Genomic DNA, 14,565 nt, shown 5'->3' on the forward strand with positions numbered 1-14,565 from the left:
CGCTCTTTGTAACTGCTCCGTTGACGCGTGGCGCGGCGCAGGCATCACCGCTCCTCTCCGGGTTCACTCGGGTGGGCGGGTACCGCAGGAGCCTTCCCACCCCCTTCGGGTGGGCAATCAGCGGGTTTCACACCTGTCGGCCCGAAACGCCGTCCGGCCAGACAGCCGAGAACCGACCCCGTTCGATGGAATCGCGGGGTCGGTCCGCAGGTCGGGAGTGTCAGGCGGCCGTTCGGGCCGCTCCGACAAGGGCCGGAATCATCTCCCCGCGCCGGTCGCCTCCCCGGCCCAGATCTGCCACGGACGGCGGGCCACCCAGTCCTCGACGGGGCCCGGGTCCACCCCCAGCAGCCGTGCGGCGGTGCCGTCGTCACCCGCCATCAGCAGCGGGTCGGCCGGTGACGCCATGTGGTGGTAAAGCCCGGCGACGCCCGCCGCCACCCCGGCGTCCAGCACCCCGGCGAGGCGCTCCTCGAAGACCGCCGGGTCCAGCGGCACGTACCGCACCGAGCGCCCCAGGCCGCGCGCGAAGGCCGCCGCCAGCTCGTCGCCCGTCAGGGTCCGCGCCCCGCCGACGTCGAGGACGCGACCCTCGGCGCCGTCCGCGGTGAGCGCCGCGCACACGGCCTGCGCGAGGTCCTCGTGGGAGAGCCACGCCGTCGGGACGTGCGCGGGCAGCGGGTAGGCGAGGACGCCGTCGTCGACCAGCGCCGGGCCGTTCCACGGGCTGAAGAGGTTGTCGAGGTAGACCGGTGGGCGCAGCACCACCAGCGGCACCCCGCTGCCGCGCAGCGCCTCCTCGGCGATCCGCCGCGTCTCGAACGCCGCCACCCGGGTGACCCGGGCGGGCAGCCGGGTGTTGGCGTTGAACACCACGCGGCGCACCCCGGCGGCGCGGGCGGCCGCCGCGACGTTGCGCGCGTACCGGGCGACGCGCTCCGCGTCGTACACGAGCGGCATCGTCACGGCGGCGTGCGTCGCGCCCTCGAAGAGCGCCCTGACGTCCTCCGCCCGCGCCAGGTCTCCCGAGGCGCAGGCGACGCCCGGCAGCGGCGGCCGGTCCCCCTCGGGGCGGCGCGACAGGGTCCGTACGCGGTGGCCGCGCGCGGCCAGCAGGCGGGCCACGGCGCCCCCCTGGAATCCGGTCGCCCCCACCACGGCGACGCGCATCGGAAAGTGATCGGACATATGCCTGAAGGGCCCTTCGATAGGGTGTCTCTGCTGCCTGGACGGCATCTTTCAGGCTGACGGCGGCGGCTTTGGCCGATCAATTAACAAACCGGGGCGGGGGTTGAAGGATCGTCCATGGACATCACCGAGAACGACGGCGACGACCTCCTGAGCGAACTGCTGAAACCGCTGCGGCTCACCGGCGTGTTCGACAGCCGCTGGCACGTGAGGGCGCCGTGGGCCATCGAGGGCGACGCCGAGCGCAGCTGCGCGGTCCTGCACTACGTCGTCGAGGGCGACTGCTGGATCAGCGGGACCGACCACCCGCCGCAGCGGCTGGTCACCGGCGACCTGGCCGTCTTCCCGACCGGCGCGGCGCACCGCCTGTCCGACCGGCCCGACCGGCAGTGCGTGCCCCTGCGCACGGTCCTGCCCGAACGCCAGCCCGGCACCTCCGGCGCGATCAGCTTCGGCGGCGAGGGCCCCGAGACCCGGCTGCTGTGCGCCGGGCTGCACTACGACTCCAGCGCCGCCTCCGGCCTGTACCGGGCGCTGCCCTGGGCGCTGGTCCTCGACACCACCCAGGTGGACCGCGAGCCGCTGCTGCGCGACACGCTGCGGCTGCTCGCCTCGCCCGACCGGCCCACCGGACCCGGCGACCGGCTGATCACCCTGCGCGCCTTCGAGATGGCGCTCGTCCTGGCCCTGCGCCCGCTGCTGCGCGACCTGACCGAGAAGCCGGGCGTCCTGCCCGTCCTGCACCACCCGGGCATCAGCCGCGCCATGGTCATGATCGCCACCCGGTTCGCCGAGCCGTGGACGATCGAGTCCCTCGCCCGGGAGGTCGGCATGTCCCGCTCGGCCTTCACGGCCGCCTTCCGCGAGCTCGTCGGCGAGGCGCCCGCCCGGCACCTGACCGGGCGCCGGATGCAGGAGGCGGCCCGGCTGCTGTGCGAGACCTCGCTGCCGCAGTCGGCCGTGCCGCAGCGCGTCGGGTACCAGAGCGCGGTCGGCTTCCACCTGGCGTTCCGCAAGTGGTTCGGCAAGACCCCGGGCGAGTACCGGTCGCACGCGGCGACCGTCGCGTGAACCGGCCCGGCCGGGCGCCCCGCTCCCGGCGTACGGGAGCATTCCGGTCGCGACGGCGCACGGCCGGCTGGCCGGTTCTTAAGGACCGCTGGACGGTCGTTCATTGCCGCAGGCGGCCGGGGGCGGTCAGGCTCTGCTGGGCGCAGCCGTTCCGCGGAGGAGACATGGTGACCAGGTCGGGTCAGGATTACTCGCAGTCGCGACGCGACGGCGGCGCGACGGGACCCGACGGCGGACCCCGGCGCGGACCCGAGCGCGGACCCGGCGGGGGACGCCGGCGCGGACCCGACGGCGGTCCGTGTGCTGCGCGCGGCGGCGCACGCCCGTGCCCCGCCCCGCGTGCCACCGCGGTCGCGCATGCCGCACCGGTCGCGCGTACCGCGCCGGCCCCGGGTGCCACGGCGGTCCCGCGTACCGCGCCGGTCTCGCCGGCCCGCCGGGAGCGATGACGTGCCGGGGGCGCGTACGGCGCGGGCACCGCATGCCTGCGCCCCGCCGCCCCTGACCGCGCCCCCGGCGGCCACCGCCCCCGCCACCCCGGGCGCCCCCGGCACCCCGCCCGCCCCTGCGGGACCGGCCGCCCCCGCCGTCTTCGCGGCGCCCGCCGCCGTCCGCGTCCGCACCCCCGGACGGGCGGCGCCCCCCGCGCGGACCCCCTGCTTCCGTACGGCCCGGCCGGCCGGCGCCGCCTCCCCGGCGGCCGCCGGCCCGCGCCCCGTACGGCCACGCCCGCCCGCCCCCGTACCGGCGGCCACCCCGCGCCAGGACCGGGTGGGCGCCCCGCGGTGACGCCGGGCGGCCCGGCGGGCCCACGCACCACCCCGCCACCCCGCCGCGGTCCGCCCGTGCGCCGGCCGCGACCACCCCCATCCACACCCGCCCGAGAGGGGCCCTCCCTTGAGCCTGTACGACGTCGTCGAGCCAGGACTCGTCACCTGCGCGGAGCCGCGCTACCGCATAGCCGAGATACGCGCGGCCGACCCGCTGGGCGCCGACGCGGTCCTCGCCGCCGTCCCCGGCATCAACCGGGACGCCGACACCGCAGCCCTCACCGTCGCCCTGCGCGCCCTCGTCCCCGACCTCGACCGGATCGCCGGCTGGAGCGTCGTGGAGGCCCTGGCCGGGATGCGGGACCTGGGGGTGCTCCTCGGCTCCCTCAAGCGCCACGGCACCGAGCCCGTCGCGGCGGTCCCGGAGGTCCTGCCGGTCCTGGAGGAACTGGGCCGGCGCACCGACATGGTGCCGCGCGACACGGTCCACCACTACACGACCTGGAACCCGCTCGGCCGGCGCCGCCGCAGCTACACCGGCACGGAGACCGAGGCCCACCTCCAGGACGCCGTCCGGATGGTCTTCCCGGGCCTCGTCGCCGCCCTGGGCACCTGCGGGGAACTGGCCCGCCTCGAACCGTACGACCCGGGCTTCGCCTGCGCACTGGACCGCACCGCACAGCACGTCCAGTCCATGGTCGACTCCATCGACTTCACCGTCGCCCGCGTGTCTCCCGAGTTCTTCGCCCGCACCCTGCGCCCGTACTTCGAGGGGATCGACGTCGCGGGCCGCGAGTACCTCGGCCCGGCCGCCGCGCAGGTGCCGCTGTGGCTGGTCGACCTGACGCTCTGGCAGAGCGACCGCTCCGACACCCGGTACGACGCCTTCCTCGACGAGTCCGTGCGCTACAGCCTGCCGTCCTGGCGGGCCTTCCACGCCGCGCACCGCGGCGGCGTCTCCGCCGTGGGCAAGCTGACCGCCGCGCTCAGCTGGGAGAGCGGGCACCGGACGCCGCCCGCGCTCACCGCGTCGGCGGTGTCGCTGGCGCGGGTCCTGCGGCTGCTGAAGACCTTCCGCGCCCGTCACCTCGGCATCGCCCGCAAGGCGTACCACGAGGAGCTGCGCCTGTACGAGGCGGGCAGCGGCGGCGCCCCGGTCACCCTGCTCCGCACGGTCCTCGACCTGACCCGGGACAACGAGAACCTGGTCCGCCGCGCCACGGTCCCGCCCCGCACCCCGGCCGTCTGAGAGGACCACGGAGATGACTCCGGACACCACCCCGGACCGCACCCCCGACACCGCCGAGGACGCGCCGGACACCACTCGGGACGCGGCTCGGCACTCGGCTCGGGACACCACCCAGGACACCGCCGAGGACGGGGCCCGGGCCCCGGGCGGGACAGCGACCACGGACCGGACGCCGACCCCGGTCCGGCCCGCGACCCCGCCCACGCCCCTCGCCGCCCCTCGGCCCCCCGACCCGGACCCGGGCCTCGACCCGGACCCCGACCCGGCCCCGGATCCGGCCCAAGCCCCCGCCCCCGCCCCCGATCCGGGCGATGGCCTCGGCGTCGGGGCGGACGACGTCGGCCTCGGCCTCGGCGCCGCGGCCGAGGCCGACGGTGTGCGTCCGTGCACCCCCGCCCGCCGGGCCGCCGCCCGCTGCGCCCTGCGCGACACGTCCCCCGACATCCTCGTCGTGGGCGGCGGCGTCGCCGGGCTCACCACGGCCCTCGCGCTGCACGCCGCCGGCCACGGGCGGGTGACCGTCGTGGAGGCGGCGCCCGAGCTGCGTCCCCTCGGCGCGGGCCTGAACCTCATGCCCAACGCGGTGCGGGAGCTCGACGCGCTCGGCCTGCTCGACCGGCTGGAGGCGGACGCGGTCCGCACCCGCGAGCTGCGCTACTACCACCGCTGCGGGGCCCTGATCGCCCGTGAGGAGCGGGGCCTGCGCGCCGGCTACCGCTGGCCGCAGCTCTCCGTGCACCGCGCCCACCTCCAGCGCGTCCTCGCCGACGCCGTCGAGGAGCGGCTGGGGCCCGGCACGCTCGTCACCGGCGCCCGCGTCACCGGTGTGGAGCAGCCGTCCGGCGGCGACCGGCCGCGCGTGCGGATCGAGCACTGCTCCGGCGGGGTGCGGGGCGTGACCCACCTCGAACCGGACGTGCTGGTGGGGGCCGACGGCATCCGCTCGGCGGTCCGCTCCGCGCTCCACCCGGACGAGGGCGAGCCGCCGTGGAACGGCGTGCTGGTGTGGCGGGGCGTGTCGCCGATGGACGCCCACCGCACCGCGCCGTTCATGCTCGTCGCGGGCGACGACCGGCAGAAGGCGGTCGTCTACCCGATGACGGAGCCGTCCCCCCGCCGCGCGGGCGTCCTCGTCAACTGGGCGCTCGCCATGCCGGCCGACGCCGTGGACGAGCGGTTCCTCGGCGACTGGAACCGGCCCGTGCCCGTCGGGCGGCTCCTCGACCACTACGCGGGCTGGGAGTTCGACGGGGTCAGCGTCCCGGAGGTGCTGCGCGCGGCCGACGGCGCGTACGAGTACCCCATGGTGGACCGCGAGCCCCTCGGCCGCTGGAGCCACGGCCGCACCACCCTCGTCGGGGACGCGGCCCACGCCATGTACCCGACCGGCTCCAACGGCGCCACCCAGTCGGTCGTCGACGCGCGGGCCCTCGCCCACGCGCTGGCCGTCCACCGCGACCCGGTGGACGCCCTCGCGGCGTACGACGCGCACCGGCGGCCGGCCATGACGGAGCTCCAGCGCGCCAACCGGCGCCTGGGCCCCGAGGCCGTCATCCACCTGGCCCACGAGCGGGCCCCCGGCGGCTTCACCGACGCGGACGCCGTCGTCCCGCCGGAGGAGCGCCGCGCCATCGCCGCCCGGTACGCCGCCACGGGCGCCTTCGACCCGGAGGCGGTCAACCAGGGCTCCCCGTACGCCGTGCCGGTGCGGGACCTGGCGGCCGCACGCACCCGTCCGGGCGACACGCCGGTACGCGCGCGCCGCTGAGTGCGCCCCCGGTGCCACGTGCGCCGTGCGGCATGGCCGCGCGCGGCGCCGTGGCACTACCGTCGTCCCGGAACGGCGGGCGCATACCGTGGTGGGTCCGCCACTGTACGTACCTCCCCTGCGAAGGTGGAACACGTGAAGGCCATCCGTCGGTTCACCGTCCGCCCCGTCCTGCCCGAACCCCTGCGACCCCTCAGCGACCTCGCGCGGAACCTGCGCTGGTCCTGGCACGCCGAGACCCGTGAGCTGTTCCAGGCCGTCGACCCCGAGGGGTGGCGCGCGGCCGGCGGCGACCCGGTGCGGCTCCTCGGCACCGTCTCCGCCGCACGGCTCGGCGAACTCTCCCGCGACCGGCGCTTCCTGCGCCGACTGACCGCCGCCGCCGACGACCTCGACGACTACCTGCGAGGCCGCCGCTGGTACCAGACCCACGCGGACGGGGGCGGCGCGGAGCCGCCCGCGGCCGTCGCCTACTTCTCCCCCGAGTTCGGCGTCACCGCCGCGCTGCCCCAGTACTCCGGCGGCCTCGGCATCCTCGCCGGGGACCACCTCAAGGCCGCCAGCGACCTGGGCGTCCCGCTGGTCGGCGTCGGCCTGCTCTACCGGCACGGCTACTTCCGCCAGTCGCTCTCCCGCGACGGCTGGCAGCTGGAGCACTACCCGCTGCTCGACCCCAACGAGATGCCCCTGACGCTGCTGCGCCGTCCCGACGCCACCCCGGTCCGCATCTCCCTGGCCCTGCCCGGCGGCCGGTCCCTCTTCGCCCACGTGTGGGTCGCGCAGGTCGGCCGGGTCCCGCTCCTCATGCTCGACTCGGACGTCGAGGAGAACGGGCCGAGCGAGCGGAACGTCACCGACCGGCTCTACGGCGGGGGCAGCGAGCACCGGCTGCTGCAGGAGATGCTCCTGGGAATAGGAGGTGTCCGGGCCGTACGGGCGTACTGCGCCCTCACCGGCCACCCCGCCCCGGAGGTGTTCCACACCAACGAGGGCCACGCCGGCTTCCTGGGCCTGGAGCGCATCCGGGAGCTGACCGACCAGGGCACCGACTTCGACGCCGCCCTGGAGGCCGTGCGGGCCGGGACGGTGTTCACCACGCACACGCCCGTCGCCGCCGGCATCGACCGCTTCGACCGCGACCTCGTCGCCCGCCACTTCGGCCCCGGCGCCGAGCTCCCGGACGTGGACGTCGCCCGCGTCCTCCAACTGGGCCGCGAGACGTACCCCGGCGGCGAGCCGCACGTCTTCAACATGGCCGTCATGGGACTGCGCCTCGCCCAGCGCGCCAACGGCGTCTCCACCCTGCACGGCTCGGTGAGCCGCTCGATGTTCTCCGGGCTGTGGCCGGGCTTCGACGCGGAGGAGGTGCCGATCACCTCCATCACCAACGGCGTCCACGCCCCCACCTGGGTGGCGCCGGAGGTCTTCCGGCTCGGCGCCCGCCGGATCGGCGCGCAGCGGGCCGAGGACGCCCTCAGCGTGGGCGGCTCGGAGCGCTGGGACGCCGTCGCCGAGATCGACGACGCCGCCGTGTGGGAGCTGCGCCGCGAGCTGCGCGAGCAGCTCGTGCACGAGGTGCGGACCCGGCTGCGCGCCTCCTGGCGGGAGCGCGGCGCCGGCGCGGCGGAGCTGGGCTGGATCGACGGCGTCCTCGACCCGGACATCCTGACCATCGGCTTCGCCCGCCGGGTGCCGTCGTACAAGCGGCTGACGCTGATGCTGCGCGACCGCGACCGGCTCCGGGAGATGCTGCTGCACCCGACCCGGCCCGTGCAGATCGTCGTCGCGGGCAAGGCGCACCCGGCCGACGACGGCGGCAAGCGGCTGGTGCGGGAGATGGTCCGCTTCGCCGACGACCCGCAGGTGCGCCACCGCATCGTCTTCCTGCCCGACTACGGCATGGCGATGGCCAAGAAGCTGTACCCGGGGTGCGACGTCTGGCTGAACAACCCGCTGCGACCGCTGGAGGCGTGCGGTACGAGCGGCATGAAGGCCGCCCTGAACGGCTGCCTCAACCTCTCGGTCCGCGACGGCTGGTGGGACGAGTGGTACGACCCGGACTTCGGCTGGGAGATTCCCACCGCCGACGGGCCGACCACCGACGAGGAGCGCCGCGACGACCTGGAGGCGCACGCCCTGTACGAGCTGATCGAGCAGCGGGTGGCGCCGCGCTTCTACGACCGGGGCGCCAACGGCCTGCCCGAGCGGTGGATCGAGATGGTCCGCCGCACGATCACCTCGCTCGGCCCGAAGGTGGTCGCGGGGCGCATGGTCCGCGAGTACGTCGAGCGGCTGTACACGCCGGCGGCGCGGGCCCACCGGTCGCTGGACCTGGAGGGGGCGCGCGAGCTGGCCGCCTGGAAGGCCAGGGTCCGGGCGGCCTGGCCGGGCGTGGCCGTCGACCACGTGGAGGCGGACGAGTCCAGCGAGGTCGCCGAGCTGGGCGCCACGCTGGCCCTGCGGGTGCGGGTCACCCTGGGCGAGCTCCAGCCGGAGGACGTGGAGGTGCAGGCGGTGGCGGGCCGCGTGGACACCCGCGACGCGCTCGCCGACGCCCGGACGTTCCCGTTGAAGCCGGCCGGCGGCGCCGGCCCCGACCAGCAGGGCCGCTGGGTGTACGAGGGTCCGCTGAGCCTGGACCGCACCGGCCCGTTCGGGTACACCGTGCGGGTGCTGCCCGCGCACCGGCTGCTCGCCGCCGGGGCGGACCTGGGTCTGGTGGCGCTGCCGGCGGAGCCGCCGGGAGAGGGCGCGGGCGTCCTGCTGCGCTGAGCGGCGCCGCCGGGGCCGTCGCCCCCTCCCCTCGTGGGGGGCGACGGGCCCGGCCCCAGCCTGCCGCGCCGCCGCCGCGCCGGCATCGTCCCGTGGTCCCGGCTCCTCCTCGGCCGTACGGCGGACCCCGACCGGTACCGCGGGAGGAGGCCGCCGGCCGGCCCCGGTCGGCCGTGCGGCGCCGGATACGCGGGAGACCGCCGTCCCGAGGGGGACGGCGGTCTCTTCATCCGTGGGGGGTGGCCGGTCGCCCGCCACCGGGCGGGTGCCCGTCACCGGGCGGGTGCCCGTGGTCGGGCGGCCGGGCTACGGGAAGATCAGCTTCACGTGGTTGATGTGGCCGGTGTCCTGCCTGGCCTTGTCCTGGACGCGCAGCTTCCAGGCGCCGTTGGCGACCTCGCTGGAGGCGTCGACCGTGTAGACCGCCTTCACGTTGTCGGCGGAGTCCGAGGAGCTGAACGGCTTCAGGTTGTAGACCGAGCCGTCCGGGGCGACCAGGTCGACGACCAGGTCGCCGCGCCAGGTGTGGACGATGTCGACGTCGACCTTGAGGGCGGAGGGCGCGTTGCCCGCGACGCCGGTGACGTCGACGGTCGAGGTGACGGCGGCGCCGTTGTCCGGGATGGGGACGTCCGTCGGGTTCTCGAAGACCTTGCCGGTGGGCGGGTCGCCGCCGCCGGGGCGGGCCCCGACGTTGACGCCGGCCCAGGCGTGCTCGACGGCCTTGACCTCGGCGCTGCCGGCGCCGTACAGCTCGGTGGCGACGGCGACCGTGCCGGTGCGGGCGCCCGCGTAGTTGGTGGTGCTGGTGAACTTGGTGGTGAGCGCCTTGAACCAGATCAGCGCGGCCTTCTCCCGGCCGATGCCGGTGACGGGCAGCCCGTCGGAGGTCGGCGAGTCGTAGCTCACGCCGTTGACCGTCTTGGCGCCGCTGCCCTCGGAGAGCAGGTAGAACCAGTGGTTCGCCGGGCCCGAGGAGTAGTGGACGTCGATGCTGCCGATGCCCGAGTACCAGGCGTCCTTGGAGGAGCCGTCCTTGCTGGGCTTGTCCATGTAGCGCAGCGGGGTGCCGTTGCCGCGGATGTCGATCTTCTCGCCGACGAGGTAGTCGCCGACGTCCTTGGGGTTGTTCGCGTGGAACTCCACGGCGGCGGCGAAGATGTCGGACGTCGCCTCGTTGAGGCCGCCGGACTCGCCGCTGTAGACGAGCTTGGCGGTGACCGAGGTCAGGCCGTGCGTCATCTCGTGCGCGGCGACGTCGATGGAGGTGAGCGGCTTGGCGTTGCCGGAGCCGTCGCCGTACGTCATGCAGAAGCAGCTGTCCTGCCAGAAGGCGTTGACGTAGTTGTTGCCGTAGTGCACCCGCGAGTACGCGCCGACGCCGTCGCCCCGGATGCCGGAGCGGCCGTGCACGTTCTTGTAGTAGTCCCAGGTGAGGGCCGCGCCGTAGTGGGCGTCGGCGCCCGCGGTCTCCAGGTTGGTCGGGGTGCCGTCGCCCCAGGTGTCGTCGGGGCCGGAGAAGAGCGTCCCGGTCCCGGAGGTGCCGCGGTTGAGGTTGTAGGTCTTGTGGCTGCCGCGCGCGGTGTCGGTCAGCGTGAAGTTGCTGCCGGACTGGGCGGTCCCCAGGGTGACCTGGCCGCTGTACTGGGTGTTGCCGGTCCCGTTGTGGACGGCCTGCCACTCGTACAGCTTGGCGCCGGTGGCGGCGTCGGTGACCACGTGCAGCTCGTTGGGGGTGCCGTCGTGCTGGAGGCCGCCGACGACGGTCTCGTACGCGAGGACGGGCCTGCCCTGGGCGAGCCACACCACCTTGCGGGGCGCCTGCTGCGCCTGCGTGGCCTTCGAGCCCTCGGCGCGGGCGGCGCCGAGCGCCTGCTTCTCGGCCGCGGCCGGGGCGATGTCGGCGCTGAGGTCGACGTTCTTCAGCTCCGCGCGGGCGGCCTTGGCGACCGCCTCGGTCCGCCCCGCCTTCGTCTCGGTGACGAGGAGGTCGCCGCCGAGTACCGGCAGGCCGGCGTAGGTGCGCTCGTAGCGCGTGTGGGTCGTGCCGTCCCGATCCTGCGTCACGTCGCGGACGACGAGCTTCTCCTGGGCGCCGAGCCCCAGTTCCTTCGCGGTCTCGGCCTTGCCCGCGTCGGCCGCGCGGATGAGCGCGGTGCGCTGGGCGGGGGAGAGGTCGGCGGGGAGGGCGCCCGGGTCGGCCTGGCCGGCGGCCTGGCCCTGCGGGGCCGCGGTGCCCCATGCGGGGCCGGCGGAGGCGGGCCCCGTCTGGACGCCCACGGCGAGCATGGCGGCGGCGGCTATCAGAGCGCCCGTCGCTGTCGCGCGACGGCTTGGCGTGGATCTCACGCGGACTCCTTGTGCGAGGGGGGTACCGGAGACCTGGGTGTGTCCCCGGGCGGAGCAGGCAGAGCTGGCGGAGCGCGAACGGGGGAAGAGTCGCACCGGCGTGCGCCTCCTGTCAGGACCGCGTCAAGAACTTGGCCGGAAGTCGTCCGTTGCCTGAAAGGTCAAGTTCGTTAAGCGGACGTCAACCCGGTGTTTCCCGGGGCCGGTCCCTTCCGCGGGGGGCGGCTTCCGGCGGTACCGTCGCCGTGCCTCCCCCGCCCCTCCCCACCCGTCCCACGAGGGACTTGAGTCTCCACCCGCTGGAAGGCCGACGATGGATCCCGTGAGCGACCGCGCCGCCCTGTTGACGATCGGCGAGCTCGCCCGCCGCACCGGCCTGCCGGTGCGCACCATCCGCTTCTGGTCCGACAACGGCGTCGTCGAGCCGACCGCCCGCTCCACGGGCGGCTACCGGCTCTACGACACCGGCGCCGTGGCCCGCCTCGACCTGGTCCGCACCCTGCGCGAACTGGGCCTGGACCTCGACACGGTCCGCCGGGTGCTGGCCAGGCAGGTCACCGTCCACGACGTGGCCGCCGCGCACCTGCGCGCCGTCGAGGCGGAGCTCCGCACGCTGCACGTGCGGCGCGCGGTGCTGCGGCGGGTGGCCCGGCACGGAACCACCACCGAGGAGATGAGACTCATGCACGAACTGACCCGGATGTCCGCCGACGAACGGCAGCGCATCATCGACGACTTCGTCCAGGCGACCTTCGACGGCGTCCCCGCCGACGGCCCCGGCGGGCACATCGCCCAGGCCATGCGCACCCTCCCGGCGGAGCTGCCCGCCGACCCCACCCCCGAGCAGCTCGACGCCTGGGTGGAGCTGGCCGAACTGGTCGGCGACGAGCAGTTCCGCGCCCGCGTACGGGAGATGGCGGTGGCCGGCGCGCGCACCGGCACCGAGCCGCAGCCGCAGGGCCCCGACCCGGCGCTGGTCGCCGAACACGCCGGCCGCGCGGTCCGCGACGGCGTCGCCCCCGAGTCGGCCGCCGGCAGGGAGCTCCTGCACCGGATCGTCGACCCGGCGCTGCCCCCGGCGGACCGCGCCCGGCTCGCCGACCACCTCGCCACCTTCACCGACGTCCGGGTGGAGCGGTACTGGCAGCTGCTCGGGGTGCTCAACGACCGGCCGCCCTTCCCGCCGCAGGCCCCGGCCTTCACCTGGCTGATCACCGCCCTGCGGGCGTAGCCGCCGAACCGCCCGGCGCCCCCGTGGTCGCAGGTGCCGGGCGCGGTCCGTACCCTGCTTCCCATGAGTGAGGGGACCCGTACGAGCAGGCGGACCATGCTGCTCCGCACGCTGCTGGTGCTGCTGTTCGCCTGGGGCATCGCCGTCGGCAACACCGCCCTGGCGTACGTCACGCTCGGCTACGACGCCGTCCCGATCGCCGTGGGCGTCGTGCTGAGCCTCGCCTTCGTCATCGTGCTGCGCCTGCTCCACCGGGCGTGGTGGCTGGCGCTGCTGTCGGCGGTGCCGGCCCTGCTGGTCCTGGTGGGCTCGGTGCAGTACGCCCCCGAGGCCGCGCTGGAGCGGCGCGGGGTCCGCGAGAGCGTGCTCGTCTTCGCCCACGAGGGCAGCGGCAACGACCACAGCTACACCCTCGTCGGCCCGGACGGCCGGCTCGACGAACCGCTGGAGTACCGCGGTTCGGACCCCGGCTACCGGGTCGGTCAGCGCATCGAGATCGTGCGTGACCCGGAGGGCGAGGTGCCGTTGGCCGACGCCGCCGACGTGGACGCGCGGGACCGCCGCACCGGCCTCGTCGTCGGCGTCGCCGCCTGGACGCTGATGGTGCCGCTCGCCGGGTGGCGCGGGTACGTGCGGCGGCGCACGAACCGCGAACCGCTGCTGGAGCGGCTCGGCGTCATGTGAGCCGCCCGGTCGTCCGCCGAGGGCCCGGAGCGGGTGCCGCTCCGGGCCCTCAGCGCAGCTCCACCGTGACGCCGACGCGGCGCAGCAGCCGCACGACGCTCCCGACGTACGTCAGCTCCCCGGCGCTGTCCACACTGACCCCGGCCAGCGCCCCACGGGCCACGTCGGCGTCGCGCCACACCAGGGTGAACGGCTCCGGGGGCGCCTCCCCGCCGCACTGGCAGCCGCGCAGCGCCGCCCAGCACTGGACGTAGCCGCCGCCTGGCCCGGCGACCGCCTCGCCCAGGGCGCACTCCAGCCCCGGCACGTCGGTGACGAACCGGCCGTCCAGTTCGCACACCGCGCCGGCCCCGTCCGGGCCGGGCCGCGGCTCCGTGTACCGCAGCCACTCCCGCCGCCCCTCGCTCGACAGCCCCGCCCAGGCGTTGCGCTCCCGCGGCGGCCCCTCGAACCAGGCGTCCCGCGCCGCCCGCGCGGCGGCCGGACGGGGGTCGGGCGCCCCGTACCGCAGGGTCACGTCCACGAGGGCCCCGCCGAGCGACGAGGGGCGGCACTCGGCCACCTCGACCGACACCGCCTCCTCCACGTGCAGCGTCCGACCGGACCGGTCCAACGCCCGCAGCAGCAGCCCGCCGTCACCGCCGTGCCGCTCCCGCCGCATCCGCCTCAGCAGCGGCTCCCACGGCTCGCACCCGAGCAGGCGCAGCGGCGGCGTCTGCGGCCGACGGCGTACCCGGTCCAGCCCCGCGACGCGGCGGGCCCGCCCGATGACGTCGCCGGACACCCCGTTGAACACGAGCACCTCGGGCTTCACGGGCCGCGCGGGGCTGCGGGGCTCCTCGGTCACGACCGCCTCGACGACGACGTCACCGTCCGCCGCACCGACCACGGCGACCTGGTCGAGCGTCCACCAGTCACCGACGGAGTCGTCCGCCCCGTCCTCCACCAGGACCGGCAACTCCCCCAGCGGTACGGGCCCGCCCGCACACCGCTCGGCGGCCAGCCGCAACCGCCCCTCGGCCTCGCACCCTTCGAGGACCAGCCGCTCGCGCACCGGCTCGCGGTCCACGAACAGCCCGTCGACGTCGACGCACCACGCCCACGTGACCTGCTCGCCGTCCCACTCCTCGTGCTCCAGGACGTAGCGCAGGGGGAGGTCGCGACCCCAGGTGACGGCGCTACTCAGCGAGGTCCCCGCCGCGCACGGCACCGACGAAGGCGGCCCACGCGGACCGGTCGAAGGCGAGGACGGGCCCGAGCGGGTCCTTGCTGTCACGTACGGGGAGAGCGCCGGGGGAAGCGGGGGCGATCTCGACGCAGTCGCCGCCGTTGGTTCCGCTGTAGCTGCTCTTGATCCAGTGCGCCGCGTGGAGGTGTTGCCTGTTCATGCCTCACATACCTTTCCGTCACAGCGCTGATGCCAGCCCTTGATGCGCGGGCAGTCGGGCAATCGGTCCTCAGCACATCACAGGCTCCGCTCGCG

The 14,565-nt window shown here is 75.6% G+C and carries 10 protein-coding genes; 6 read left to right on the plus strand and 4 right to left on the minus strand.

Annotated elements, in window-relative coordinates:
• Nucleotides 1–258 precede the first annotated feature (258 nt).
• Nucleotides 259–1,188 carry an SDR family oxidoreductase gene (locus tag LPA54_RS23325; protein WP_228980983.1) on the minus strand — a complete coding sequence of 310 codons (930 nt, stop codon included), beginning with the start codon at nucleotides 1,186–1,188 and terminating at the stop codon, nucleotides 259–261.
• A gap of 117 nt (nucleotides 1,189–1,305) precedes the next feature.
• On the opposite strand from LPA54_RS23325, the gene LPA54_RS23330 reads away from it, so the two are divergent.
• The 4 genes from LPA54_RS23330 (at nucleotide 1,306) to glgP (ending at nucleotide 8,818) form a co-directional block, all read left to right on the plus strand.
• On the plus strand, nucleotides 1,306–2,259 hold the full coding sequence (locus LPA54_RS23330) for an AraC family transcriptional regulator (protein WP_228980985.1): 954 nt from the start codon (nucleotides 1,306–1,308) through the stop codon (nucleotides 2,257–2,259).
• An 897-nt stretch (nucleotides 2,260–3,156) separates the two neighbouring features.
• On the plus strand, nucleotides 3,157–4,278 hold the full coding sequence (locus tag LPA54_RS23335) for a monodechloroaminopyrrolnitrin synthase PrnB family protein (protein WP_228980987.1): 1,122 nt from the start codon (nucleotides 3,157–3,159) through the stop codon (nucleotides 4,276–4,278).
• A gap of 13 nt (nucleotides 4,279–4,291) precedes the next feature.
• On the plus strand, nucleotides 4,292–6,046 hold the full coding sequence (locus tag LPA54_RS23340) for an FAD-dependent oxidoreductase (protein WP_306806529.1): 1,755 nt from the start codon (nucleotides 4,292–4,294) through the stop codon (nucleotides 6,044–6,046).
• Nucleotides 6,047–6,181: 135 nt separating this feature from the next.
• Complete coding sequence (gene glgP, locus LPA54_RS23345) at nucleotides 6,182–8,818, plus strand: alpha-glucan family phosphorylase (protein ID WP_228980990.1); 2,637 nt, start codon at nucleotides 6,182–6,184, stop codon at nucleotides 8,816–8,818.
• Nucleotides 8,819–9,124: 306 nt separating this feature from the next.
• Here glgP and LPA54_RS23350 read toward each other — a convergent pair whose 3' ends face one another.
• A complete protein-coding gene (locus LPA54_RS23350; RefSeq protein ID WP_228980991.1) occupies nucleotides 9,125–11,167 on the minus strand; it encodes a M4 family metallopeptidase in 2,043 nt (680 codons plus the stop codon).
• A gap of 313 nt (nucleotides 11,168–11,480) precedes the next feature.
• On the opposite strand from LPA54_RS23350, the gene LPA54_RS23355 reads away from it, so the two are divergent.
• Together LPA54_RS23355 and LPA54_RS23360 are read left to right on the plus strand one after the other, a co-directional pair.
• Complete coding sequence (locus LPA54_RS23355) at nucleotides 11,481–12,398, plus strand: MerR family transcriptional regulator (RefSeq protein ID WP_306806530.1); 918 nt, start codon at nucleotides 11,481–11,483, stop codon at nucleotides 12,396–12,398.
• A gap of 63 nt (nucleotides 12,399–12,461) precedes the next feature.
• Nucleotides 12,462–13,082 carry a hypothetical protein gene (locus tag LPA54_RS23360; RefSeq protein WP_228980995.1) on the plus strand — a complete coding sequence of 207 codons (621 nt, stop codon included), beginning with the start codon at nucleotides 12,462–12,464 and terminating at the stop codon, nucleotides 13,080–13,082.
• A gap of 49 nt (nucleotides 13,083–13,131) precedes the next feature.
• Here the strand turns inward: LPA54_RS23360 and LPA54_RS23365 are convergent, their stop codons facing one another.
• A complete protein-coding gene (locus tag LPA54_RS23365; protein ID WP_228980998.1) occupies nucleotides 13,132–14,292 on the minus strand; it encodes a hypothetical protein in 1,161 nt (386 codons plus the stop codon).
• A complete protein-coding gene (locus LPA54_RS23370) occupies nucleotides 14,261–14,470 on the minus strand; it encodes a DUF397 domain-containing protein (RefSeq protein ID WP_228981000.1) in 210 nt (69 codons plus the stop codon). The genes LPA54_RS23365 and LPA54_RS23370 overlap by 32 nt, the downstream gene beginning before the upstream one ends.
• Between the last annotated feature and the right edge of the window lie 95 nt (nucleotides 14,471–14,565).

The sequence above is a fragment of the Streptomyces sp. DH12 genome (assembly GCF_020873895.1).
Classification (GTDB): Bacteria; Actinomycetota; Actinomycetes; order Streptomycetales; family Streptomycetaceae; genus Streptomyces.

What these genes read in the sequence shown, in the direction of transcription:
- LPA54_RS23340 (WP_306806529.1), top strand. Translation starts at nt 4,292, where the DNA reads ATGACTCCGGACACCACCCCGGACCGCACCCCCGACACCGCCGAGGAC.
- LPA54_RS23360 (WP_228980995.1), top strand. Translation starts at nt 12,462, where the DNA reads ATGAGTGAGGGGACCCGTACGAGCAGGCGGACCATGCTGCTCCGCACG.
- LPA54_RS23370 (WP_228981000.1), bottom strand. Translation starts at nt 14,470, where the DNA reads ATGAACAGGCAACACCTCCACGCGGCGCACTGGATCAAGAGCAGCTAC.
- LPA54_RS23330 (WP_228980985.1), top strand. Translation starts at nt 1,306, where the DNA reads ATGGACATCACCGAGAACGACGGCGACGACCTCCTGAGCGAACTGCTG.
- LPA54_RS23325 (WP_228980983.1), bottom strand. Translation starts at nt 1,188, where the DNA reads ATGTCCGATCACTTTCCGATGCGCGTCGCCGTGGTGGGGGCGACCGGA.
- LPA54_RS23355 (WP_306806530.1), top strand. Translation starts at nt 11,481, where the DNA reads ATGGATCCCGTGAGCGACCGCGCCGCCCTGTTGACGATCGGCGAGCTC.